Genomic DNA, 23,336 nt, shown 5'->3' with positions numbered 1-23,336 from the left:
ACTGACCGAAGTTACTTCCCTTCTTCGACGCCGCGTTCGAGCGCCTTCCAGGCAAGTGTCGCACACTTGATTCGTGCCGGGAATTTCGTCACACCAGACAGTGCTTCCGCGTCTCCCAGATCAAATTTCTCATCGTCATAATCTTTTCCTTGAACCATCTCGGAAAAGACGTTGGCGAGTTGTAATGCTTCTTCGACTGTTTTTCCTTTGACGGCCTGTGTCATCATCGACGCAGACGCCATACTGATGGAACATCCTTCGCCGTCGAACTTCGCATCTTTGACGATATCGTCTTCGATTGCGAGTTGCAGACGGATTGTGTCGCCACATGTCGGATTGTTCATATCGATTGTCACACCACCGTCAATCGCACCACGATTGCGGGGCGTTTTATAGTGGTCCATGATCACTTGACGGTACAAGTGATCGAGATTGTTAAAATCCATGACTGAAATACTCCTTCGTTTGGCGAAGTCCTGTTACTAATGCATCTACTTCTTCCTTTGTATTATACAGGTAGAAGCTTGCTCGTGCCGTTGAACTGGCTCCAAGCCAGCGCATCAGCGGTTGCGCACAATGGTGACCGGCACGGACGGCGATGCCTTGCATATCGAGTACCGTCGCGACATCATGTGCGTGGACATCACCGAGATTAAAGGTGACGAGACCCACCCGTTCTTCCGGACCGTAAATCGTCAGTCCTTCGATGTCACGCATTTGTGCCATCGCGTACTGGGCAAGCTCACGTTCGTGGGCTTCGATGTTACTGAGTCCGATTTGTTCCAAGAAATCGATTGCTGCCGACAAGCCGACAGCTCCTGCGATGATCGGTGTTCCCGCTTCGAACCGGTACGGTGATGGTTTGAACGTCGACTCTTCAAGCCCGACGTAGTCAATCATCTCGCCTCCGAATTCGACCGGCTCCATCGCATTGAGTAATGCTTTTTTGCCGTACAGGACGCCGATACCGGTTGGTCCGCACATTTTATGTGCCGAAAACGCCAGGAAATCACAATCGAGATCCGTGACATCGATTTGTTGGTGCGGTGCACTTTGCGCTGCGTCGACGACCATGACGGCACCGACAGCGTGCGCAAGTTGTGTCACTTCTTTGATCGGATTGATCGTCCCGAGGACGTTCGAGACATGCGCCATCGCGACGACTTTCGTCTGATCGGAAATTTGTGCTTTGACCGCTTCAATCGTCACACGACCGTCCGCTGTCAAATCGACATATTTCAGTTTCGCTTTTTTCTTTTTCGCGACTTGTTGCCACGGAATCAAATTCGCATGGTGCTCCAGGTATGTGACGACAATCTCGTCCCCTTCTTCGACATGCTCCATTCCGTAACTCGACGCGACGATATTGATCGCCGTTGTCGTCCCGCGGGTAAAGATAATCTCTTCATGGTGTTGCGCCTTGATGAAACGACGTACGTTCTCACGCGCACCTTCGTACGCATCCGTCGCTCGTGTTCCGAGCGTATGGACGCCACGGTGCACATTCGAATGAACCGTCTTGTAGTAGTTGTCAATCGCCTCAATGACGACGAGCGGCTTTTGTGACGAAGCCGCACTATCTAAATAGACGAGTTTCCGGTCATTAACCTGTTGGTCAAGAATCGGAAACTGATTGCGGATGGATGCATCGATTCCCATATTAGTTTACTTTCCCTTCGATCACTTGAACGAGACGTTCTTTGACAGAGTCAATCGCGAGTTCTGAAACGACCGGTTGTAAGAAACCATGAACGACAAGACGTTCTGCTTCTTTACGTGATAAACCACGGCTCATCAAGTAGTAGAGTTGAAGTTCGTCGACACGGCCGACAGATGCCGCGTGTCCTGCCATGACATCATCTTCATCAATCAAGAGGATCGGGTTCGCGTCACCACGTGCCTTTTCAGACAACATGAGTACACGTTCCGTTTGGACACCGTTTGATTTTGAAGCGCCATGGTGAATCATCGATGTTCCGTTGAAGATCGATGTTGCCGAATCTTTTTGAACACCGTGAATCAAGATGAAACCTTCCGAACCTTTACCAAAATGGTCTGTCCGGACGTTGAAGTTTTGTTTTTGATCGCCACGACCAACCGTTACGGCTTTCGTGTCAGAGAACGAATCGTTACCGACGAGGTGTGTTTTCGTTTCTGTGATCGTGTTTCCGTCATTCATGTGACCGAGTGCCCATTCGAGTTTCGCGCCTTGTTTGACGACACCGCGACGGTTCATATATGTGACAGCACCTTTTGCCAGTGTATCGACACCACCAAAGAGGACTTTGGCGTTGTCTTCAACGAACACTTCCGTGACGACGTTGACGTTATGCGCTTCTTCGCCATACGACACGAAACTTTCGATATACGTCAGTTCGCTGTCCGCGTCAGCAATGATGATCGCATGGTGGTAAAGTGCACCACCCGCTTGCTCCAGCGTATAGATTGCTTGCATCGGAACCGTCAACTTCAAGCCTTTTGGTACATAAAGGAATGTACCGCCGTTCATGAGTGCCGCGTTGAGTGCTGCGAGACGGTCTTCATTGACGTTGACGCCTTCTGTCATGAAGTATTTCTCGATCAGTTCTGGGTGATGTTTCATTGCGTCTTCGAGTGTCGTGAAGATGACACCGTTCGCCGCTTCGCTGTTTTGCGCGTGAACGAGTTGTCCGTTGCGCGTGATCAGCATATGGTCACGGTTTTCACCGATCAATGTTTCGATATCCGGTGTCAGACCTGTTACTGTCTCAAGATCTGCTGTTCCCTCTGTGAAGTTCCAGCCACCGATTTTGATTTTTTCTACTTTTGGCAATGCGAGCGTTGGGGCAAGATCCAGTGCGTCTTGACGCTTAGAGATCATCCAAGCGGGTTCCCCTAAGCGAGTCGCACGTTCTGCCACTGCCTCGCGATTTACTGCAAGATTCAGTTCTACAGTCATCATGCTTCCTCCCTCGTCTTACGCTTTTGTTTCGATTTCGACTTCTTCGATGCCGAGTTCTTTTTTAACCCAGTCATAACCTTCTGCTTCTAAACGGTGTGCAAGTTCTTTTCCACCTGACATGACGATTTTTCCGCCCATCATGATGTGGATGAAGTCTGGCTCGATATAGTTCAAGAGGCGTTGATAGTGCGTGATGATCAAGCAGCCGAATTCAGGTGAACGCATTTCGTTGACACCTTTTGCGACGACTTTAAGCGCATCGATATCAAGACCTGAATCGATTTCGTCAAGGATGGCGATGGCTGGTTTCAACATCGTCATTTGGAGGATTTCATTCCGTTTCTTCTCTCCGCCTGAGAAACCTTCGTTGAGGTAACGGTGTGCCATTTCGCCCGGCATTTCAAGAAGACCCATTTGTGCGTCGAGTTGACGGATGAATTTCATGAGTGAGATCTCATCGCCTTCTTCGCGGCGTGAGTTGATTGCTGAACGCAAGAAGTCTGAGTTCGTGACACCACTGATTTCGCTTGGGTATTGCATCGCGAGGAACATACCTGCTTGTGCGCGTTCGTTGACTTCCATCTCGAGGACGTCTTCGCCGTCGAGTGTGACTGAACCAGACGTTACTTCGTAAGTCGGGTGACCCATCAATGCTGATGCAAGTGTCGATTTACCAGTCCCGTTTGGTCCCATGACCGCGTGGATTTCGCCGCCTTTGATTTCTAAGTTGACGCCTTTCAAGATTTCTTTGCCGTCGATTGCGACGTGTAGATCTTCAATCTTCAAGTGTGAAGCCTTCATGTAGAATCCCTCCATCTATTCATTTCGTGTCTGACGATTCAGTTCACGAGAGTTACTAATTTAGTATCATTCTAATCTTAATGAATCATACCACATTATTCAAGCGTCATCGCTCATGGTTTTTTCTCAAAACAAGCGTCTTTACTGAGAATGACTTTAAAGTGAGACGACTTCCTTCTCTTCTTCCGGTTTCGACTGACTGTGAACCCGCTGTGACAGTAAGAGCAGTGGGATACCGAGCAATGTCAAGAGGGCTAGGACACCAAAAATCGGCAGTGGTCGATCTGCACCAAAATAAAGTAACAATTGACCGCCGACGACCGGTCCGACCGATTGACCGATTGACGTCAAGCCCATCGCCCCGAAATAACTACCCCGTAATTCCGGTGTCGCAAAGCTGTCGGTCAAGATATCCGTCATCGTGAACATCATCACTTCCCCGCACGTGAAGATGAACATCGCGCCGATCATCAGCCAGACCGTACCGGCCGTTCCCATAACGAATAAACCGACGGCGACGGTCGCAATGCCGACCGTGATCGATACGAGCGGCGACGTCTTGACACCAAACTTCATGATCGGGTACTGGACGACGAGTACCGTGATTGCGTTAATCGTAATCAACAAGGCAAACAAACTCGTCCCGCCCGACAATAGCGTCGTCGTCGTTAAAAACTGCGGCAATGTCGAGTTGAACTGACTGTATCCGAAGACTCCGAAGATGATCCCGGCGAGCGCGAACGTAAAAGCGACGTCGGTCTTCAGCAGACGGACCGTTGCCCCGAACGACACCTTTTTCCCGCCGTGACTTTCCGTGATCGGATGCCGCTTAAACAGGATGAAGATGGCGACGCCGTAGCCGAAGTAAACGAACGCCGTAATATAGAAGGTAATCGACGTATTGCCCGCACTGAGCAACAAGGCAATCCCCGGTCCAATCGCCGCTGCAATATTGATGCACGTATAACGGATGTTAAAGACGAACAACCGGTTTTCTTCCTCCGTCGTATCACTGATCAACGCCCTCGCCGACGGTTCGAAGATGGAACGAAAAACGCCATTCAAAGCACTTAAGATGAAAAATGCCCAAAATGTCTCGACTTGCGCCAAGGCGATGAAGACAAACACGAAACCGAGTGTCCCGCTCAGCATCATCGTCCGCCGCCCATACCGGTCGGATAACGTTCCGCCGATGAAGCTCATGACAAGACTCGCGATGGCCGAGATACTGAGAATCCAGCCGACATCAACCGGACTGAACTTTAAGACGACCGATAAGTAAATCGCAAAAAACGGCATCGTGATGAATGTCCCGAGCCGGGCGAAAAACGTGCCGAGCAAAACCCCGATCGTCAATGGATGAAGCTGTTTCAAACGTTGCATGCAGATCCCCCCTTTCGCACAAAAAAAACAATGCATCCTTCCATTATATAGGAAGAATGCATTGAATGAAGCAACTTATTTACTGACCGGGACAACTGCCCCTTTGTATTCTTTTGTGATCCAGTCCTGGTTTTTTTTCTCATGAAGAATGTCTAAGAGAGTCGTGACGCGCTTGTCTTTCTCGTCGCCATCACGTGTGACGATGATGTTGACGTACGGCGAAGACTCGTCCTCTAACGCAATCGTATCTTTCAACGGGTTCAGACCGTTATCGATCGCATAGTTCGTGTTGATGAGAACAGCGTCGCCTTCGTTGTTTTTGTAGGCTTGTGGTAAGAGTGACGCTTCGATATTCGTCTTGAACTTGATGTTTTTCGGGTTTTCTGCGATGTCTTTGAGCTGTGCATCCGTTGTTTTACCGTCTTTCAACTTGATGAGTCCTTCATTTTGGAGGAACGTCAAGACACGTCCGCGTTCTGCGACGTTTGAGCTCGTTAAGATCGTTGCGCCTTTTGGTAATTCATCCAACGACTTATATTTCTTAGAGTAGACACCGAGTGGTTCGACGTGAACGCCACCGGCACTTGCAAATTTGTAGTCTTTATTTTCTTTTTCCTGTTGCTCAAGGTACGGCACGTGTTGGAAGTAGTTCGCATCGATTTCTTTTTCAGCCAATGCTTTGTTCGGTAACACGTAATCCTGGAACTTCTTGATTTCGAGTTTATAGCCTTTTGCTTCGTATTCTTTTTGAACGTGCTCGAGAATTTCAGCGTGGGGAACGTTTGACGCTCCAATGACGAGTGTTTTAGAATCCTCGCTGCCTGATGAAGATTCTTCTCCGCATGCCGCGAGGCTGATTGCTAAGACCGATACGGCTGCTGTGCCGACGAATTTTTTCCAAAGTTTCATGAATGATTCCTCCCAAGTTAAATAAAATAGGTCTTACCGTTTATCGATGGCTTTGACGAGCAGGTCACCAATAATTTGAATGATGAAGACGATGACGAGAATCAACAACGTCGCGATGACGGTGATGTTATTTTGTGAGCGCTGGAATCCTTCAATGAAGGCCATATCGCCCAGTCCACCACCACCGGCTAACCCGGCCATTGCCGTGTAACCGACGAGTGCGACGAGTGTGACGGTGATCCCGGAGACGATTGCCGGAAGAGCTTCCGGAATCAAGACTTTATAGATGATTTGGAACTTCGTTGCACCCATCGATTCAGCTGCTTCAATGACACCCTTATCGACTTCACGAAGCGCCAGTTCGACCATCCGTCCGTAAAACGGTGCTGCCCCAAGAATCAACGCCGGTAAAGCAGCGGTCGGGCCTAAAAATGATCCGACGATGATTTTCGTAATCGGAATCAACAGGATCAATAGGATAATAAACGGGATCGACCGGAAGATATTGACTAAAAAGCTGAGCACGGAATACAGTGCCCGGTTCTTAAACAACAGATCTTCGTTTGTCGCATATAACAACAGACCGATCGCAAGTCCAAGGATAAACGTCGCGAGTCCTGCAACAGCCGTCATATAGACGGTACTGCGGGTTGCTTCCCAAACCATATCCCAATCCACATCTGCAAAAAATGTACTCATCGGTGATCCACCTCCACTTCAACGTCACTCGCTTGAAGTTTGGCGATGACCACTTGTGCTTCCTGTTCCGATCCGAGCAACTGAATGAACAGCGTTCCGAGTGCTCCGTCCTGCGTCTGTCCGACGTTTCCGCCGATGATATTGAATAATAAGTTCGAATCTTTCATGACTTCGGCAAGGATCGGACTTTCCGCCGTCGAACCGACGAACGTCAGCTGGACGATTTTTCCGGTCGGGTAGCGTTCGCGTAATTTCGCAAACGTCAATTCGTTTTCGGATGGTGATGTCAATTGTTTGACGAACTCTTTTGTCATCGCCTGTTTCGGGTGACGGAATACTTCGGCAACCGGTCCCTGTTCAACGATTTTCCCGGCTTCCATGACAGCAACCCGGTGACAGATTTTTTGAATGACATGCATCTCGTGTGTGATCAAGACGATCGTCAGTTTCAATTTTTTGTTGATGTCGACAAGCAACTCTAAAATTGAGTCCGTCGTTTTCGGATCCAGCGCGCTTGTCGCTTCGTCACATAGTAAGACATCCGGGTTTGATGCCAGGGCCCGGGCAATCCCGACCCGTTGCTTTTGTCCACCTGACAGTTGGGACGGGTAAGCACCTTCGCGTCCGTCGAGTCCAACGAGTTGAATCAGTTCAGCGACCCGTTCTTTACGGCGTGCTTTCGGATAACCACCAAGTTCCAAAGGGAACATGATGTTTTCTTCAACCGTCCGCGACCAAAGCAGGTTAAAGTGCTGGAACACCATCGAGACGTTTTTCCGAACACCGCGTAATTCTTTTGGACGTAACGTCGTCATTTCGACTCCGTCGATTTGGATCGAGCCACTCGTCGGAGCTTCCAACATATTCAGCAATCGAATCAGCGTCGATTTCCCTGCTCCCGAATAACCGATTATTCCAAAAATTTCACCGCGCTCGATTGTTAAGTCGACATTGACGACGGCTTCAACCGATCCGCGCTTCGAGCGATAAATCTTTCCTACATCCTGTAAGCGAATCAATACTGTCCCTCCTAAACGTAAAAAAAAGTGCGCACGTTTTAGAGCAAACGCGCGCACTTTTTCAGTACACAAAACCATTTGCTCTCATCTTGCAGACATTCGTCTGCTGGAATTAGCACCACTTCGGAATAAATTCCGCGGTTGCCGGGTTTCATCGGGCCAGTCCCTCCACCACTCTCGATAAGAGTTATCGGTATTTAGTTATTTTTAATATAATCTGAATATTAGCAGGGCTTATTTTGCTTGTCAAACAGTTTTTTCTGAAACCGGCTGAAGCAGGCTGAAAGCACGTGCTAAATCTTCTTTCAAGTCTTCTGCATCCTCAAGTCCAACCGAAATCCGGACAAGACCATCCGTAATGCCGAGCTCAGCGCGACGTTCTGCCGGAATCGAGGCATGTGTCATGCGTGCCGGAACAGAAATCAAGCTTTCAACAGCTCCAAGACTCTCAGCCAACGTGAAGAAATGTGTCGCTTCGACGAGTTTCTCCGCGTTTTCCGCTGATCCGACATCAAAGCTGATCATGCCGCCAAAACCAGTCGCCTGTTTTTGTTGTGTCGCATGTCCCGGATGTGTTGGAAGTCCTGGGTAGAAGATGTTTGAGACGACGTCTTGTTCCTGTAAGAACTGAACGAGATCATGTGATGTTTCTTCGATTGCATCCATCCGGATACCAAGCGTCCGTAATCCACGGACGAGCAGGAAGCTGTCCTGCGGTCCAAGAATACCGCCGGTCGAGTTTTGGATGAAGTGAAGATCTTCTCCGAGCTCGTCGCTGTTGACGACGACGAGTCCAGCGACGACGTCCGAGTGACCGCCGATGTATTTTGTCGCGCTGTGCAGAACGATATCTGCACCGAGTGCGAGTGGTTGTTGCAAGTATGGTGTCGCGAATGTGTTATCGACGACGAGTTTCAGGTTATTGCGCTTCGCGATTTCAGCGACAGCCGCGATATCCGTGACTTTCAATAACGGGTTCGTTGGTGTTTCGACATACAACATCTTCGTGTTGTCTTGAACCGCGGCTTCCGTCGCGGCGAGATCCGTCGTATCGACGAATGTCACTTGGATGTTGAATTTCGGTAAGACACGTTGCATCAAACGGAACGTTCCGCCGTAGACGTCATCGGTCATGACGATATGGTCACCTGACTCAAGCAGGTTGAAAACCGCGTGAATCGCAGCCATTCCTGATCCGAAGGCAAAACCACGTGCGCCACCCTCGAGGTCGGCGATCAATCGTTCAATGCTCGTCCGTGTCGGGTTGGCTGTCCGCGAGTATTCGTAGCCTTCTTTTAATTGACCGATTTTCTCTTGTTTGTACGTACTTGTTTGATAGATCGGAGGTGTAACGGCACCTGTTGCTCGATCGACGCCTGTTCCTCCATGAATCAATGCTGTCTTTTTACGCATGTGTCTCGTCCACCTTTTCAAAGATTTGTTGGCTCAAATACCGCTCGGCACTGTCCGCGAAGACGGTGACGATGGTACTGCCGGGAAAACGGTTTGCCAGATCAAGCGCTGCTACGAGTGCCGCACCGGCTGAACTGCCGACGAGCAACCCTTCACGAGCCGCCAATTCATGGACTTTCGTGAATGCATCATGATCCGAAACCGTATGAATTTCATCTACTAAGTCGCGAGAGACGAGACTTGGCCATTTGGCCGTCCCGATGCCTTCCGTCTTGTGCGGTCCGGCTGGTCCCCCATTGAGGACGGAGCCTTCCGGTTCGACGATTGCACCTTTCGTCCCGAGACGTTCTTTTAAATAAGCCGCTGTTCCGGCAAACGTTCCACCTGATCCGCATCCGGCAACGAACCAATCAATCTGATCCAGTTCCGCCATCAGCTCAGGACCAAGTGTCCGCTGATACGTAACCGGATTTTCTTCGTTTTCGAATTGAAGCGGAACATAACTGTTAGGAATCGTTTGTCCGAGTTCTTTTGCTTTATCGATCGCACCCTGCATATCGAGCTCAGTCGGTGTGTTGACGACAGTCGCGCCGAGTGCCCGCATCAACGTCTGTTTCTCCTGGCTGAACTTTTCCGGAACGACACAGATGACCTCTAGATCATATTTTTTGGCGGCGAGCGCCAAACCGATGCCGGTATTCCCGGCTGTCGGTTCGATGATCGTTCCACCTGGTGTCACATATCCTTGTTCGATTGCGGCATCAACGAGTTGAATGCCAAGGCGGTCTTTGACGCTGCCCCCAGGGTTCATCCATTCGAGCTTCGCCAAAATCCGCGTACCAGCAGGCAAATCGAATGAAGTAATCTCGTAAAGCGGCGTATTTCCGACGAGGTCGCGAACTGACTTCGCAATCATCCGAAGACGATGTCCCATTCATCACGACCGGCAAGCATTTTCTCGGCATAGTGCTTCGCTCCTTTAAGGTCGTGGGCGCTTGCGAATCCGCATTGGACTTCGTTTTGCGCTGGAATTTCTTCTGCTGCTAAGACGTCTTGTAATGTCTTCTCAACGAGTTCGCTCATTTTTTCGACAGAATCAAAGTTCATCATCGCCATGTAGAAACCTGTTTGGCAACCCATTGGCGAGACATCGATGACATCATCCGAATAGTTACGGATGTTTTCTGCCAGTAAATGTTCCAGTGTGTGCATCGCACGCATCGGCATTTGCTCGACGTTTGGTTGTGTGAAACGAATGTCGTATTTGACGACTTGGTCAACTTTTCCGTCTTTGTAACCGGCAACGCGAATATATGGTGCTTTGACTTTCGTATGATCCAAGTTAAAGCTTTCTACGTTCATTTTTTTAAGTGTCATGATTTATTCCCCCATTTTCTCGGCTTCTACGAGCCAGACGAAGTGATTGTATTGTGTGAATGTCACGTCAAATCCACGTGACGCAAAAATTTGTTCCATGACCGGAATCAGTGGATAAAACTCACGTTCCAAGTCTTCTGCCAAACCGTTAAATCCTTGTGCTTTCGCTTCAGCGATCGTCTGCAAACGCGCTTCTTCCGATACGAACATCGTGTCGGCGTAGACGATTTTTCCGTCTTCCGGCAAAATCTTCGCCATCAGATCAACTGCTTCTCCCTTTTCCTCATCCGTCAGATGATGAAACGCATAGGTCGAAACAAAACTTTTCGCATGGTCTGCCGTAAAGGACAGGAAGTGTCCGTCCTGTACAGGTAACGTCGGAATCTTATCGATGAGGATTTCCCGCATTTCCGGGCTCGGTTCCACCGCCAAAACGTCTTGATGCCGATCGAGCAACCGTTGGGTCAGGTTCCCTGTTCCAGCCCCGAACTCGACGACCGGTGAGATCGCTTTTGTTGCCACCGTATCTAATATTTCTTCATAACGACGAAAGACTTCTTTGTACTCCGGATCGTGCCCCGTAACCGTGTCGTCGTATGTTGACGCCCACTCTGTAAATACATCCATAAAACGTACTGTCATGCCTGTTCGTCCTCCGTATCTCTTTTTAATTCCGACTAATCGGATATGAATTAAAGTAATTTACCTTAATCGCATTGTAGCAGGGTCATTTCTGATTGGCAAGACGACTGCTCGAAAATCTTTCGAAAACAAAAAAAAGGCGCTGCCGGAGAACCGGCAACACGAATAATGTGGTTAGAAACACTACGAAGGAAAACCCAGCCCTGACACGAACTTCTTCGTTCGTCGTACCAGAGGACGGCGCCCTTTCGACATATAAACCAAACTGTCCTCGCATTCAGATTACCTGCTCCAATCCTGGATGGTCTTTTTGGGCCGCTTCGTCTTTGGGGGACGACTTAAGGGGAGACAAACAAACAACCTAGGATTTTGTTGAGCGGTTCTGTCATGAAAAGAAACAGCCGATTTACATCTCTGCCAGACTTCCTATAAAGTATTTCTAGAAGTTGATATGAATATACCATTCATAATTTAGCATTGTCAATCAATTATTGTAAATATTCCGACAATTTAGCGTAAAGAGAAATCTTTTTTTGATTCCTCTTCTTATTCGGTACAAAACGCAAAGACATTTTGAACCGATTGGAAGGCATAAAGCCTTGATACGACTCGATTATCCTCGATTTTTAATAAAGCGGGAACACTCATGACCTGGGCTTGTTCCAAAAACTCCGGAATGAAATTTCCATTCGCTTGTTGAATCCATTCCCCGTCTTTTGTCGCTTCGACAATCGTAAGCATCCGGCTTGCGATGGCACACGTCCCACACATCGGTGCATAGACATACAAAAAACCGTTTTCTGGTACTGCTATGACTTCCTTCATTAATCCTGTCCTCCCTTCCTATTTCTTATCTTGTGCCAGTATACAGAAAAAAAGACGACGAGGAAACGAAATCGTTTCCTTGTCATCTTTTCGTTAAGTATTACTCGTTGATCATTGATTTGTAAGCAGCAGCGTCCATCAATGCTTCGACTTGTGCTTCGTCTGCGATCTCGATATCGACCATCCAAGCACCTTCGAATGGTGATTCGTTAACGAGTTCCGGGGAATCTGACAGTGATTCATTGATGGCAACGACTTTCCCTGAAATCGGTGCGTACAATTCGGATACCGTTTTAACAGATTCGACTGAACCAAACGGCTCGTTTGCCGAAATCGTATCGCCGACTTCTGGCAGTTCAACGAAGACGATATCGCCAAGTTCATGTTGCGCGAAATCCGTAATACCGATTCGTGCCTTGTTTCCTGTTACTTCGACCCATTCATGCTCTTCCGAATAACGTAGATTGTCTTTGACTTGACTCATTTGCGATTCCCCCTGTGATCTATAGTGGACTAACGCATTCAGTATACCAAATGAACTAGCCTTCTTAATACCATTTTCCGTGATAGAGTTCTTCTTTGAATCCAATCGTCACGTCTTTCCCGTCTGTTACGATCGGTCGTTTGAGCAACATGCCGTCACTCGCGAGCAATTCATATTGCTCCTGTTCCGACAGATTCGGCAGGCGGTCCTTGATGCCTTGCGAACGGTACGATTGACCACTCGTGTTAAAAAACTTCTTCAATGGCTCGCCACTCTTTTGATGAAGTGCCTGAATCGTCTCGGCACTTGGTGTCTCCTCGACGATGTGTTTATAATCGACCTCGACGCCATTTGCCTCAAGTGCCTTTTTTGCTTTGACACACGTACTGCATTTTGGATAGCCATACATAGTTACCATCTTTTCCTCACCTCTGTCTTCAGACTAGCAGATTGGTCAGCCCCGTTTCAAGCGGGCAAGCGCTGCATCGATTTGATCTTGATGATGGTGATCGTGTGCAATGAAGGAGGCGACAAACGATTTCGGCCGGAATGTGCCTTCATACGTCCGTTCATATTGCTCGTCCGTCAACCGATCGAGCTGCGCGATCAATTCCTGCCGCACGGCAATCGCTTTTCTCAACAAGGCGAGTGCATCGATGTGATGGGCATATTCGACCGCCAGACGATTGAACTCATCGTAGTCGGTTTCAACCAGCGTCAACGGTTCATCCGGTAATTTCGACACCGCATGATCGAGGTAATACCGATCCCATAAAAACAGATGACTGACACATTCCTGGATCGTCCATTTATCGATTGCGAGCGGCAACCGCCATTCTTCATCCGAAAGCCGCTCCAACGATTTATAGTAATCGACGGCAAATTGAAGTTCTGTTACGTCTTGTCGCATGCCTGCTCCCTCCTTCAATGTAAAAAATTCGCCTTTACAGAGATTTTCCCTGCAAAGGCGAATCGGTAAACCTGACTTAGACAGTATATTTGTTGGCTTCGATCAAGCGTTTCGCAATCAGACGTTTTGTTCCGATCGAGTTGATTGGCTGGTACCGGCTGAACTTCTTCAGTGCCGAGAGCAACATCCGTAACTCGTCGCCGCTTGCTGCCGCGTACAATGTTTCCTTCGCGTCCCGCTCAACGCCTTCAAACGCTTGTTGTGCAAAGACCTCCGTATAACGGATTTTCAGTTCGTTCTTCTCGACGCCTTTTGCAGCAATCGCTTTTTCCGTCCGGACGATCGCCGACTCCAGCGCATAGATTGCACTCATGATGTCAGCCGTGTTCGCGAGGATTTCCTGCTCGCCTTGGAGCTTGTCCTGATACTTCTGAACGGCCGTTCCAGCCGTCAGCAGGAAGATCTTTTTCATCATCGCAAGCAAATGACGTTCACGGTCAAGAGGTTCCGATCCGACTTCCGTCGGCATGAAGCTCATGACTTCCTGTTGCAGACGTTGCGCTTCTGCGAGGAGCGGTAAGTCGCCTTTCATTGCTTTCTTCAGCAACGTGCCCGGTACGAGCAGACGGTTGATTTCGTTTGTTCCTTCGAAGATCCGGTTGATCCGTGAATCACGGTACATGTTCTCGACTTCGTATTCGGCCATGAAGCCGTAACCACCGTGAATCTGGACCGCTTCGTCGATGACATAATCAAACGTTTCCGAAGCGAAGACTTTGTTCATTGAGCATTCAATCGCGTATTCGGCAATCGCATCCGCGATTTTCTTGCCGTCTTTGCTCTCTTCTTCCGACAACTGATCGAGACTGTCCTGGAACAATCCGCCTGTCCGATAGACCGAACTTTCCATCGCATAAGTCTGCGCCGACATCGTCGCCAGCTTTTCCTGAATCAATGGGAACGAGCTGATTGGTGTTTTGAATTGTTTGCGTTCGTTCGCATACTGGACCGCAAGATCAATCGCACGTTTTGATGAACCGACCGCACCGACCGCTAATTTATAACGACCGACGTTCAAGATGTTAAAGGCGATGACGTGTCCGCGACCGATTTCACCAAGGACGTTTTCAACCGGCACTTCCGCATCTTGTAAGATTAGCGTCCGTGTTGACGATCCTTTGATCCCCATCTTTTGTTCTTCGAGTCCGGTTGAGACACCTGGATACTCGCCTTCGACGAGGAACGCCGTAAATTTATCACCGTCGATTTTTGCGTAGACGACGAACAGACTGGCGAAGCCGGCGTTCGTGATCCATTGTTTTTCCCCGTTCAAGATATAGTGCGTTCCGGCTTCATTCAAGACTGCCGTTGTCTTCGCACCGAGGGCATCCGAGCCTGAGCCCGGTTCTGTCAACGCGTAAGACGCGATCCATTCACCGGAAGACAGTTTCGGGAGATATTTTTGTTTTTGTTCTTCGTTCCCGAAGAAGACGATTGGCAATGAACCAATCCCGACGTGGGCACCATAACTGAGGGCAAACGAGCGACCACGGGCAAACTTCTCCGTGATGATTGAAGACGAAATTTTATCCATCTGATAGCCGCCGTATGCTTCCGGGACATCAGCACCGAGCAAGCCGAGCTCGCCTGCTTCGCGCAGGAGACCGACCGACAATTCGAACTCATGTTTTTCAATCCGGTCAAGAACCGGTACGACACGGTCTTCGACGAACTTCGCCGTCATGTCACCAATCATTTTGTGTTCTTCCGAAAAATCTTCCGGTGTAAAGAGACGATCCGCTTGTAACTCATCCAGTACAAAACTTCCACCTTTAATCAATTCGTTTGTTGTTTGGCTCATTGTCCTGTTCCTCCTTCAACTAGTTCGAATACACCGGCAGCACCCATGCCGCCGCCAATACACATCGAGACGACGCCGTATTGGACGTTCCGTCGTTTCATTTCATGCAAAAGTGTTAACGTCAGTTTCGTTCCTGTACAACCGAGCGGATGACCGAGCGCAATCGCGCCGCCGTTGACGTTGACGATGTCTTCGTTCAGTCCGAGTTCCCGGATGACACCGAGTGACTGGGATGCAAAGGCTTCGTTTAATTCAATCAATCCGACATCTTCGAGCGTGATGCCAGCGAGTTCAAGTGCCTTTGGAATCGCGACGACCGGTCCGATTCCCATGACTTCCGGACGGACACCACCGACGGCAAACGATTTGAACTTTCCGAGAATCGGCAGTCCTTGGCGTTCCGCTTCTTCGCGTTCCATGATCAAGACGGCAGCAGCACCGTCTGATGTCTGAGACGAGTTGCCCGCTGTGACACTGCCGCCGAGGCGGAATGCCGGACGGAGCTTGGCGAGACCTTCCGATGATGAATCGGCGCGGACACCTTCGTCATGTTCGACGACCCACGTCTTTTCTTCAATCTTCAACTCATCGTTGACGTATTGTTCCGTGACCGTCACCGGGACGATTTCGTCGACGAACTTGCCGGACGCAATCGCAGCGGCTGCTTTTTGATGGCTTTTCAGGGCAAAGGCATCTTGATCTTCGCGTGAGACTTGATAGGTCGCAGCGACTTGTTCTGCCGTATGCCCCATGCTCATATAATATTCCGGTGCCGTCTCGACGATCGATGGATTCGGTCGGACGACGTGTCCTGGCATCGGGATTTGGCTCATCGATTCGAGTCCACCGGCGATGACAGCTGTCGCTTGTCCTGTCATGATCTTCATCGACGCATCGGCAATCGATTGGAGACCGGACGAGCAATACCGATTGATCGTGATCGCCGGCACTTCATGCGACAGTCCTCCGAGGACCGATGCATACCGGGCGATGTTCATCCCTTGTTCAGCTTCCGGTAAGGCACAACCGAGAATGACGTCATCGATTGCTCCGGTGTAGTTCGCGCGTTTCAATGTTTCCTTGATGGCGATTCCTGCGAGTTCATCAGAACGCATCGACTTAAACGATCCTTTTTTAGCTTTGCCGACTGGTGTCCGTGCACCAGCGACGATTACTGCTTCCTTCATTCGAATCCCCCCAGTCATCAGTTACGGAGCGCCTTGCCTTTGACAAGCATATGCTGCATCCGTTGTTGTGTTTTCATCTCACCGATCAAGCTCAAGAAGGCTTCCCGTTCGATATCGAGCATGTACTGCTCATCGACTTGTGTGCCGAACGAGACGTTCCCACCGGCAATGACGTGTGCGAGTTTACTTGCAATTTTTAAATCATGTTCCGAGATATAGCCGCCGTAGAACATCTCGCGGGTTGCAAGTTCAAGCGTCGCTTTCCCGGCACGACCGACGACTGGAATCTTGGCATGTGCTGGCGCCGTATAGCCTGTCCGGTCGAGTTCAAGGACCAGTTGTTTCGCATCAAACGTCAAGTGGTCCCGGTTCATCGAAATTTGATCGACGGTCCGGACATACCCGAGTTCCCGTGCTTCAAAGGCCGATTTCGAAACCTTCGCCATCGCGACGTTCTCAAACGTCTTCTGCGCGGCTTTTTCGATGTTGACGAGTCCGTCCGGTGTATTTTCGAGCAGACGACGATACGTGTTGACGTTTCCGCCGCCTCCCGGAATCAGACCGACACCGACTTCGACGAGTCCCATATACGTTTCAAGACCGGCCTGCAACCGGGCCGCCGGAAGCGAAATTTCTGTTCCGCCGCCGAGTGTCATCCCTTGTGGGGCAACGACGATCGGACGCGACGCGTAACGGATTTTTTGAATCGACTGCTGGAACTTGTTGATGATCCAGTCGAGCTCGAACCAGTTTTCATCCTCTGCTTCCATCAACATCATCGCCAGGTTCGCCCCGACACAGAAGTTTTTGCCGTCGTTGGCGATGACAAGACCCCGGTGATTTTTTTCAACGAGATCAATCGACTGTTCGATCATCTGCATGATGTCGACGCCGATCGCGTTACTCTTCGACGTAAATTCAAGGACTGCGACATCATCTCCGAGATCAAGCAGACGGGCACCGTTGTTTTCAAGCAAGACGCCGTTTGATTTGCGGACGTCGCGTAAGCGGATTTCTTTCGGATTGACGGCACTGCCGACATACGTTTGTGTCTGCGCATCATAGAACTGACCGTCTTCGTTGTAGAAGCTGGTGACGCCTGACGCAAGCATCTCGTCGACCCAAGCCGGTACGTCGTAGCCGTCCTGCTTCATCTTCGCAACCGTCTTCTCGACGCCGAGCGCATCCCATGTCTCGAACGGTCCCATTTTCCAACCGAAGCCCCATTTCATTGCTTCGTCAATCGCTTTGATGTCATCCGCGATTTCGTGTGTCAGTTGAGCCGAGTACAGTAACGTCTTCGCATGGATCGGCCACAATAAGGCACCGACACGGTCCTTCGAAAAGACAACAGCCTTGAGTTTATTTTTGGCGCCCGGAAGAGCTTTTGCTTGACCGATCGATGGTTCAGTAAGCGCTTTCTTTTCGACGTATTCAAAAGTTGCAAGATCAAGTTCCATGATCTGTTTGCCGACTTTTTTGTAGAAGCCTTGTCCCGACTTCGCTCCGAGTGACCCTTCGTCGACCAACCGTTTCATTTCTGCCGGCACGGCGAACGTGTCTTTTTCCGCTCCGTCCGGTAACAGGTCGTAGACGTTGTTCGCAACGTGAACGAATGTGTCGATCCCCACGACATCAAGCGTCCGGAACGTCGCTGAGCTTGGACGACCGAGTAATGGTCCGGTGACGGAATCGACCTCCCCGATCGAATAACCGCCCTTCTTCATCTCATCCAGTGTGACGAGCAGACCGTATGTGCCGATCCGGTTGCCGATGAAGTTTGGTGTATCTTTTGCAATGACGACCCCTTTACCGAGACGTTCTTCTGCAAACTGTTTCATGAACCGGACGACTTCCGGATCCGTGTCACTTGTCGGAATCAGTTCCAGTAACTTCAAGTAACGCGGCGGATTAAAGAAGTGGGTCCCGAGGAACCGGGCGTTAAACGACTCTGAACGTCCTTGACGCATCGCTTCGATTGAAATCCCTGACGTGTTGGAACTGACGATCGCATCTTCGCGTAAGAACGGTTCGATAGTCGCAAACAACTGTTGTTTGACGTCAAGCCGTTCAACGATGACTTCAATCACCCAGTCCGCTTCTTTGAGGCGTTCCAAGTCGTCTTCGAGGTTTCCGACTTCAATTAAATCGAGTAATTGCTTCGAAGCCAGTGGTGCCGGATTTTGTTTGAGTAACTTCTGACGATTGTCACGGGCAATCCGTGAACGAACTGCCGCATCATCCAGCGTCAATCCTTGTTTCGTCTCCTGCGCGGTTAATTCTTTTGGTACGATATCAAGCATCAATGTCCGGATTCCCGCGTTCGCGAGGTGTGCGGCAATCCCTGCACCCATGACCCCTGAACCGATAATGACGGCGAATTGAATATGTTTCGTCGTGTGTACTGTGGTCGGCTGACCGATTTGACTCGCCATGATAGACCCCCTGATTCGTAATTGAATGAACAACCATTCATTATTCTGACAAAAAAAGAAGCCGTCCGTTTTTCCACTGCTTCCTTCTACCTCTCCATCATAAATGAATTATCATTCAGTAGCAATAAAAAATCAGCTATTGGTCAAATTTTCCTGTTAGACTGAAAGCAAAGGGGGAATTCTCATGAAACCGACGGAACAATTATGGGATCAAAAAGCGACGGATTGGGCGGAACGATCGGAGATGATGTGGACGACAGGCAGCCGGAAAACAATCATTCCGTTTCTGAAGTCCGTCATCACATCCGGCAACTTACTCGACTTAGGATGCGGCGACGGTGCGGCCTGCCGGTTACTCGCGGACGCGTTTCAGGTCACAGGACTTGATTTGTCGGAAGAGATGATCCGGATCGCCCGTTCCAAATCACCGGCACTCGACTTCGTCGTCGGAACCGGCGAAGCATTACCGTTTGCGGATGATACGTTTGATGTCGTCCTTGCCGTCAATTCACTCGAATGGTCGACGCGTCCCGTCACGGTGCTTAAAGAAATCAGCCGCGTTTCGCCGCTCGTCGTCATCAGTCTGCTTGGACCAACGGCGGCACCACGAGCGTTATCGTACCGCCGCCTGCACGGAGAAGACGCACCGATGGGCAATACGATGATGCCGTGGGAACTCGTCCAACTGGCAGATGAACTCGGCTGGACGTTGCTTGATGAAGCCGTCATTCAAAAAGAAGGTGCCGTCATGACCGGACACCGGTTGCTTGATCAGGCCCATGCGTTTTCTTGTTTGTTTGCGTTTCGGACAAGAGATTAAAAAAATACCTATTTGCAACAGACGTATGCCCACCCGCTTTTCTCGGGCGGGACGCAAGCTAGCTGTCATCTAGATGACCGGGTCTTGCCTGTCCCTGACGGAAGCAAGCTTCCTTTTCCCATAGAAGTCGAATGGACACGTCTGTTTTTTTGTTTACTGATATTGTTGATGGATTTGAAATAAAAAGTGTTCGATTTGTTCTGGGAGCATGGATGTCTTGTCTTGCCATTTCACCCGAAAATACAGTGTCCGTAGTAATTGTTTTGTATTGCGGAGGACAGTAAATCGTTCGTCGCTCCAATTCACCGGTAGATCAAGCAAGGCTTGGACTGATGTCTCAATCGTCGTAAAAAAGATTTCGTCTGTCATTCCTCGTTCTCTTGCCGCTAACCAAGCTGTGATGACACGTTCCTGTTCTTCATCGATAAAAACATAGTCTGGTGTCATCAAAATCTCGATGAACCGGGCAATCGCCGCTTGCTCATTCCTGACCTGACACCGGGGATGCTTGAACCAAGCGTCGTAGGCATCGGCAATATGGGCAATACTATGCGCCCAACCATAGTCAGGAACAAATCCTCTAAAGTCGGTTTCGTTACTCAGATATTCCAATAATTGATTAGATATCTGTTCGTATGTCTTCTCCTCCAGTTGTGGATGCGCTGCGTCTGTTTCTAGTACTACTGCAAGAAGCAACGCTGAAAACGAACGGGTAAAGACTGCTGTATCATCGGAAGTCTTCATTTTATAAAACAAGCCGTCCGGACTGAGTACAAACGAGACAATTCGTTTAGCAGACGTCACCGTGAACTCTCCTGACATGATCCATTCCGCTAGTTTTGAAAAAATCAGGTCATCGCGAAGGACCGGATCCAAACTGCCGATGTGGTGCAGCATCTGATCAAGCAGTTCCTCCGAAATAATAGTATCCTCTTGTTGCAGCTGCATTTTCAACTGCTGTTCCGTTACCTCCATAACCATGCCTCCTAAATAGTAAGTGAAGAAAGATTTGCTTCCCGTGACTCCTACGGGAAAAAGCGCGGTTTTTTGCGCTGTCAGAGACAGGCAAGACCCGGCTCGTTGATCCCATGGGTCAAAGAGCCGCGACTTGCGTCTCGCCTGAGGAAAGCACGGGACGTAAAAATCTTTCGAACAATCATTAAGAAATGATAAAAAAAGATGAAGCCATGACAGCTCCATCTCACGTTTCCCTATTAACCTTTAACCATGCCTTTAAGGACAAACGCCACGTTCGCCGGACGTTCCGCCAAACGGCGCATGAAGTAACCGTACCAGTCACGACCGTACGGGACGTAGACGCGGACTTTATAGCCGAGCTTCACGAGTTCAAGCTGACGCTCGACGCGGATGCCGTACAGCATCTGGAATTCGAACTTATCGTTCCCGATACCGTTGTCTTTCGCATAGCGGATAATCTGTTCGATCATCGCATCGTCATGCGTCGCGACTGCGGCATAGTTACCGAGTGAGAGTTGCAGTTTGACGAGCTTGATGTAGTTATGGTCAACATCTTCTTTTTCCGGGAAGGCGACCGTTGCCGGCTCTTTATACGCGCCTTTGACAATCCGTAAGTTCGTCTCGAATCGTCCGACACGTTTGATGTCGTCTTCCGACCGGTACAAGTAAGACTGAATGACCGTTCCGATATTATCAAAGGATTGACGTAATTCTTCGAATAATTGAATCGTTTTTTCACAACGCGGCTCATCTTCCATATCGATTGTGACGAAGACGCCGACTTCCTTCGCCCGTGTCAAAATCCGTTCCATGTTCGAGCGGATCAATTCATCCGAGATATCAAGACCAAGTGACGTCAATTTCAGTGAAAGTTGCGAGTCTAGTTTCTCTTCCGCAATCATTTCCACTGCACGAATACATTCCTGCGTCATCATTTCCGCTTCTCCGACCGTTGAGATGAACTCACCGAGGTGATCCATCGTGACGCATAATCCTTTTGAGTTCAAATCCTGAATCGCGCGTTTTGAGGCTTCCAGTGAATCCCCCGCGACGAAGCGACCTGCACCGAATTTAAGACCATACCGTTTTGCCAGACCATTCAATGTCTTGTTTTGCGATAAAAAGATAAAACCATCCCGTAATACTCGTTCCATCACTCATTACTCCCCCTAAATAAATGCTAGGCTGTTTTACCATGTCGGTTCACATCTCTGCATTCATATTATGACATAAAGCGCTTACATATGCTCATTGTTTTGTTTTTTCCGTAACATCCGTTGTGCAAAAAAACCGACGGTAAAAAATAAGAGATATAAGAAGATCGCAAAGAAAAACTGCCAGGAAAACGGATCCCGCAGACTCGCACCGATGTTGTTGTAGACAAACGCGCCCGGAATGATACCGAGGTAACTGGCGAGTGCAAACTGCCGGAATTTAATTTTCGATAACCCCGACGCGTAACTGATCGCGTCAAACGGAAACAGCGGAATCAGCCGGACGATCAAGACGACGACAAATCCGTTCGTCGCAATCCGTTCGTCGAGCGCTGTTAGTTTGCCGGTACCGATGATTTTTTCAATCCCGCGCCGACCAAGCAGGCGGGCAATCCAAAAGCTGAGCAGGCTGCCGGTTCCGGCACCGACGACGTCGAGAATCGTTCCAATCCACGGACCATAGGTATAACCGCCAAAGACTGTCAGCAAGCTCGCCGGGAAAAAGACGAGCGGACGAATTGTATAAGCCAATATGTACAGCAACATGCCGAAGGCGCCTTGCTGGCGAATCCAGTCAGACAACGCTTGAATATCGAACTGCTCCATCATTCCCGAAAAACGGAAATAGAGGAGCAGTCCAACACCCATCAGCATGTAGAGTGTAAACGGGAGCCAGTCCCGTAACTTTAAGTTTTTCAAGACAGCGGTGCCGATGCCGGCGCCACGTAATAGAAGATTGACAAGAAAATTAAGATACTGCCGGCGAGTACGAACAGATGCCAAATCGCATGATTGTAAGGCAAGCGTGCCCAGACGTAAAAGATGACACCAAGTGAATAGGCAAGTCCCCCACCAAGCAGGAGAAGGAATCCTTGTAAACCAAGCGCTTCATACATCGGTTTGATTGCGAATAGACAACACCAGCCGAGAATCAAATACGAGGCGTTCGAAATCCAAACGTGTTTTCCGGTCGAATACAATTTCCAGATGATCCCGAGTATCCCGACACCCCAGACGATGCCGAGCAACGTCCAACCGAGTGGTCCGCGCAACGTGATCAAGGCGAAAGGCGTATAGCTCCCGGCAATCAATAAGTAGATTCCCGCGTGGTCGAGGATCTGCAGGACTTTATTGGCTTTTGTATGCATCAGCGAATGCATCAGCGTCGAGAACAGATAGAGTAAAATCATCGTCGCACCAAAGATACTGACGGCGGTGATGTTCCAGGCACTGCCCGACTTCGAGGCTTGCAGGACTAGCAATACTAAAGCGACGATACTGAAGATAACACCCAGTCCGTGCGTGATCGCACTAGCCACTTCTTCTTTTAACGAGTCGCCTTTCGCAAGCAACTCTTCGATCGTTTCTTTTGATTGTTCTTTGATCGTTTTCGTGATTTCTTTTTTCGTGATCAAGGTGACACCTACTTTCTGGACAA

The 23,336-nt window shown here is 49.4% G+C and carries 24 protein-coding genes and 1 riboswitch; of the genes, 1 reads left to right on the top strand and 23 read right to left on the bottom strand.

Annotated elements, in window-relative coordinates; genetic code table 11:
* Positions 1-11: 11 nt before the first annotated feature.
* From sufU to P402_RS0104545, 19 genes are all read right to left on the bottom strand, one after another.
* Positions 12-446 carry a Fe-S cluster assembly sulfur transfer protein SufU gene (sufU, locus tag P402_RS0104635; RefSeq protein WP_012371201.1) on the bottom strand — a complete coding sequence of 145 codons (435 nt, stop codon included), beginning with the start codon at positions 444-446 and terminating at the stop codon, positions 12-14.
* On the bottom strand, positions 436-1,659 hold the full coding sequence (locus P402_RS0104630) for a cysteine desulfurase (RefSeq protein WP_026827634.1): 1,224 nt from the start codon (positions 1,657-1,659) through the stop codon (positions 436-438). Before P402_RS0104630 ends, sufU begins: the two co-directional genes overlap by 11 nt.
* A gap of 1 nt (position 1,660) precedes the next feature.
* Positions 1,661-2,938: a Fe-S cluster assembly protein SufD gene (gene sufD / locus P402_RS0104625; RefSeq protein WP_026827633.1), complete on the bottom strand. Its 1,278-nt coding sequence runs from the start codon at positions 2,936-2,938 to the stop codon at positions 1,661-1,663.
* Between the two features lie 18 nt (positions 2,939-2,956).
* Positions 2,957-3,742, bottom strand: a complete 786-nt coding sequence (gene sufC / locus P402_RS0104620; protein ID WP_012371204.1) for a Fe-S cluster assembly ATPase SufC — start codon at positions 3,740-3,742, stop codon at positions 2,957-2,959.
* A gap of 156 nt (positions 3,743-3,898) precedes the next feature.
* Positions 3,899-5,125, bottom strand: a complete 1,227-nt coding sequence (locus tag P402_RS0104615) for an MDR family MFS transporter (RefSeq protein ID WP_026827632.1) — start codon at positions 5,123-5,125, stop codon at positions 3,899-3,901.
* 75 nt (positions 5,126-5,200) lie between these two features.
* Entirely contained in the window at positions 5,201-6,034 is an 834-nt protein-coding gene (locus P402_RS0104610; protein ID WP_026827631.1) for a MetQ/NlpA family ABC transporter substrate-binding protein, read from the bottom strand.
* A gap of 33 nt (positions 6,035-6,067) precedes the next feature.
* The gene (locus tag P402_RS0104605; RefSeq protein WP_026827630.1) at positions 6,068-6,733 is read right to left on the bottom strand and encodes a methionine ABC transporter permease; all 666 of its coding nucleotides are present in this window, start codon (positions 6,731-6,733) and stop codon (positions 6,068-6,070) included.
* Positions 6,730-7,752 carry a methionine ABC transporter ATP-binding protein gene (locus P402_RS0104600; RefSeq protein ID WP_026827629.1) on the bottom strand — a complete coding sequence of 341 codons (1,023 nt, stop codon included), beginning with the start codon at positions 7,750-7,752 and terminating at the stop codon, positions 6,730-6,732. The genes P402_RS0104605 and P402_RS0104600 overlap by 4 nt, the downstream gene beginning before the upstream one ends.
* An 81-nt stretch (positions 7,753-7,833) precedes the next feature.
* Positions 7,834-7,939, bottom strand: a riboswitch (SAM riboswitch).
* Between the two features lie 59 nt (positions 7,940-7,998).
* On the bottom strand, positions 7,999-9,165 hold the full coding sequence (locus P402_RS0104595) for a bifunctional cystathionine gamma-lyase/homocysteine desulfhydrase (RefSeq protein WP_026827628.1): 1,167 nt from the start codon (positions 9,163-9,165) through the stop codon (positions 7,999-8,001).
* The gene (locus P402_RS0104590) at positions 9,158-10,081 is read right to left on the bottom strand and encodes a PLP-dependent cysteine synthase family protein (protein WP_026827627.1); all 924 of its coding nucleotides are present in this window, start codon (positions 10,079-10,081) and stop codon (positions 9,158-9,160) included. Before P402_RS0104590 ends, P402_RS0104595 begins: the two co-directional genes overlap by 8 nt.
* Entirely contained in the window at positions 10,078-10,542 is a 465-nt protein-coding gene (locus P402_RS0104585) for an S-ribosylhomocysteine lyase (protein WP_026827626.1), read from the bottom strand. The genes P402_RS0104590 and P402_RS0104585 overlap by 4 nt, the downstream gene beginning before the upstream one ends.
* 3 nt (positions 10,543-10,545) lie before the next feature.
* Entirely contained in the window at positions 10,546-11,184 is a 639-nt protein-coding gene (locus P402_RS0104580; protein ID WP_026827625.1) for a class I SAM-dependent methyltransferase, read from the bottom strand.
* Positions 11,185-11,730: 546 nt separating this feature from the next.
* The gene (locus P402_RS0104575) at positions 11,731-12,009 is read right to left on the bottom strand and encodes a thioredoxin family protein (protein WP_026827624.1); all 279 of its coding nucleotides are present in this window, start codon (positions 12,007-12,009) and stop codon (positions 11,731-11,733) included.
* Between the two features lie 100 nt (positions 12,010-12,109).
* Positions 12,110-12,493: a glycine cleavage system protein GcvH gene (gene gcvH / locus P402_RS0104570; RefSeq protein ID WP_012371215.1), complete on the bottom strand. Its 384-nt coding sequence runs from the start codon at positions 12,491-12,493 to the stop codon at positions 12,110-12,112.
* A gap of 64 nt (positions 12,494-12,557) precedes the next feature.
* Complete coding sequence (locus tag P402_RS0104565; RefSeq protein ID WP_026827623.1) at positions 12,558-12,911, bottom strand: arsenate reductase family protein; 354 nt, start codon at positions 12,909-12,911, stop codon at positions 12,558-12,560.
* A gap of 36 nt (positions 12,912-12,947) precedes the next feature.
* Entirely contained in the window at positions 12,948-13,403 is a 456-nt protein-coding gene (locus P402_RS0104560) for a DinB family protein (protein WP_026827622.1), read from the bottom strand.
* Between the two features lie 76 nt (positions 13,404-13,479).
* The gene (locus P402_RS0104555) at positions 13,480-15,264 is read right to left on the bottom strand and encodes an acyl-CoA dehydrogenase family protein (protein WP_026827621.1); all 1,785 of its coding nucleotides are present in this window, start codon (positions 15,262-15,264) and stop codon (positions 13,480-13,482) included.
* Positions 15,261-16,451, bottom strand: a complete 1,191-nt coding sequence (locus tag P402_RS0104550) for an acetyl-CoA C-acetyltransferase (protein WP_026827620.1) — start codon at positions 16,449-16,451, stop codon at positions 15,261-15,263. Before P402_RS0104550 ends, P402_RS0104555 begins: the two co-directional genes overlap by 4 nt.
* 17 nt (positions 16,452-16,468) lie before the next feature.
* Positions 16,469-18,886, bottom strand: coding sequence for a 3-hydroxyacyl-CoA dehydrogenase/enoyl-CoA hydratase family protein (locus tag P402_RS0104545; protein ID WP_034769720.1), 2,418 nt, complete (start codon positions 18,884-18,886; stop codon positions 16,469-16,471).
* Between the two features lie 184 nt (positions 18,887-19,070).
* Here P402_RS0104545 and P402_RS0104540 point away from each other — a divergent pair, with 184 nt between their 5' ends.
* Entirely contained in the window at positions 19,071-19,706 is a 636-nt protein-coding gene (locus tag P402_RS0104540) for a class I SAM-dependent methyltransferase (RefSeq protein ID WP_026827618.1), read from the top strand.
* Between the two features lie 153 nt (positions 19,707-19,859).
* Here P402_RS0104540 and P402_RS0104535 read toward each other — a convergent pair whose 3' ends face one another.
* From P402_RS0104535 to trhA, 4 genes are all read right to left on the bottom strand, one after another.
* Positions 19,860-20,681, bottom strand: coding sequence for a DUF2785 domain-containing protein (locus P402_RS0104535; RefSeq protein ID WP_026827617.1), 822 nt, complete (start codon positions 20,679-20,681; stop codon positions 19,860-19,862).
* Positions 20,682-20,920: 239 nt separating this feature from the next.
* Positions 20,921-21,838 (bottom strand): proline dehydrogenase family protein, encoded by a 918-nt coding sequence (locus P402_RS0104530; RefSeq protein WP_026827616.1) that lies wholly within the window; start codon positions 21,836-21,838, stop codon positions 20,921-20,923.
* An 84-nt stretch (positions 21,839-21,922) separates the two neighbouring features.
* The gene (locus P402_RS0104525) at positions 21,923-22,597 is read right to left on the bottom strand and encodes a TVP38/TMEM64 family protein (RefSeq protein ID WP_026827615.1); all 675 of its coding nucleotides are present in this window, start codon (positions 22,595-22,597) and stop codon (positions 21,923-21,925) included.
* The gene (gene trhA, locus P402_RS0104520; RefSeq protein WP_026827614.1) at positions 22,594-23,259 is read right to left on the bottom strand and encodes a PAQR family membrane homeostasis protein TrhA; all 666 of its coding nucleotides are present in this window, start codon (positions 23,257-23,259) and stop codon (positions 22,594-22,596) included. The genes P402_RS0104525 and trhA overlap by 4 nt, the downstream gene beginning before the upstream one ends.
* Positions 23,260-23,336 lie beyond the last annotated feature (77 nt).

Origin of the sequence: Exiguobacterium sibiricum 7-3 (genome assembly GCF_000620865.1) — a bacterium.
GTDB classification, from domain to species: domain Bacteria; phylum Bacillota; class Bacilli; order Exiguobacteriales; family Exiguobacteriaceae; genus Exiguobacterium_A; species Exiguobacterium_A sibiricum_A.
The sequence above is the reverse complement of the archived record's forward strand: the minus strand, read 5'-3'. Positions and strand labels throughout refer to the sequence as shown.

Excerpts from the sequence above, each read along its gene's own strand:
- P402_RS0104615 (WP_026827632.1), bottom strand. The coding sequence starts at position 5,125 with ATGCAACGTTTGAAACAGCTTCATCCATTGACGATCGGGGTTTTGCTC.
- P402_RS0104555 (WP_026827621.1), bottom strand. The coding sequence starts at position 15,264 with ATGAGCCAAACAACAAACGAATTGATTAAAGGTGGAAGTTTTGTACTG.
- P402_RS0104545 (WP_034769720.1), bottom strand. The coding sequence starts at position 18,886 with ATGGCGAGTCAAATCGGTCAGCCGACCACAGTACACACGACGAAACAT.
- P402_RS0104585 (WP_026827626.1), bottom strand. The coding sequence starts at position 10,542 with ATGACACTTAAAAAAATGAACGTAGAAAGCTTTAACTTGGATCATACG.
- P402_RS0104580 (WP_026827625.1), bottom strand. The coding sequence starts at position 11,184 with ATGACAGTACGTTTTATGGATGTATTTACAGAGTGGGCGTCAACATAC.
- P402_RS0104610 (WP_026827631.1), bottom strand. The coding sequence starts at position 6,034 with ATGAAACTTTGGAAAAAATTCGTCGGCACAGCAGCCGTATCGGTCTTA.
- P402_RS0104560 (WP_026827622.1), bottom strand. The coding sequence starts at position 13,403 with ATGCGACAAGACGTAACAGAACTTCAATTTGCCGTCGATTACTATAAA.
- P402_RS0104565 (WP_026827623.1), bottom strand. The coding sequence starts at position 12,911 with ATGGTAACTATGTATGGCTATCCAAAATGCAGTACGTGTGTCAAAGCA.
- P402_RS0104535 (WP_026827617.1), bottom strand. The coding sequence starts at position 20,681 with ATGGAGGTAACGGAACAGCAGTTGAAAATGCAGCTGCAACAAGAGGAT.
- P402_RS0104590 (WP_026827627.1), bottom strand. The coding sequence starts at position 10,081 with ATGATTGCGAAGTCAGTTCGCGACCTCGTCGGAAATACGCCGCTTTAC.
- P402_RS0104530 (WP_026827616.1), bottom strand. The coding sequence starts at position 21,838 with ATGGAACGAGTATTACGGGATGGTTTTATCTTTTTATCGCAAAACAAG.
- sufC (WP_012371204.1), bottom strand. The coding sequence starts at position 3,742 with ATGAAGGCTTCACACTTGAAGATTGAAGATCTACACGTCGCAATCGAC.
- P402_RS0104575 (WP_026827624.1), bottom strand. The coding sequence starts at position 12,009 with ATGAAGGAAGTCATAGCAGTACCAGAAAACGGTTTTTTGTATGTCTAT.
- P402_RS0104605 (WP_026827630.1), bottom strand. The coding sequence starts at position 6,733 with ATGAGTACATTTTTTGCAGATGTGGATTGGGATATGGTTTGGGAAGCA.
- P402_RS0104595 (WP_026827628.1), bottom strand. The coding sequence starts at position 9,165 with ATGCGTAAAAAGACAGCATTGATTCATGGAGGAACAGGCGTCGATCGA.
- P402_RS0104630 (WP_026827634.1), bottom strand. The coding sequence starts at position 1,659 with ATGGGAATCGATGCATCCATCCGCAATCAGTTTCCGATTCTTGACCAA.
- gcvH (WP_012371215.1), bottom strand. The coding sequence starts at position 12,493 with ATGAGTCAAGTCAAAGACAATCTACGTTATTCGGAAGAGCATGAATGG.
- sufU (WP_012371201.1), bottom strand. The coding sequence starts at position 446 with ATGGATTTTAACAATCTCGATCACTTGTACCGTCAAGTGATCATGGAC.
- P402_RS0104540 (WP_026827618.1), top strand. The coding sequence starts at position 19,071 with ATGAAACCGACGGAACAATTATGGGATCAAAAAGCGACGGATTGGGCG.
- P402_RS0104550 (WP_026827620.1), bottom strand. The coding sequence starts at position 16,451 with ATGAAGGAAGCAGTAATCGTCGCTGGTGCACGGACACCAGTCGGCAAA.
- sufD (WP_026827633.1), bottom strand. The coding sequence starts at position 2,938 with ATGACTGTAGAACTGAATCTTGCAGTAAATCGCGAGGCAGTGGCAGAA.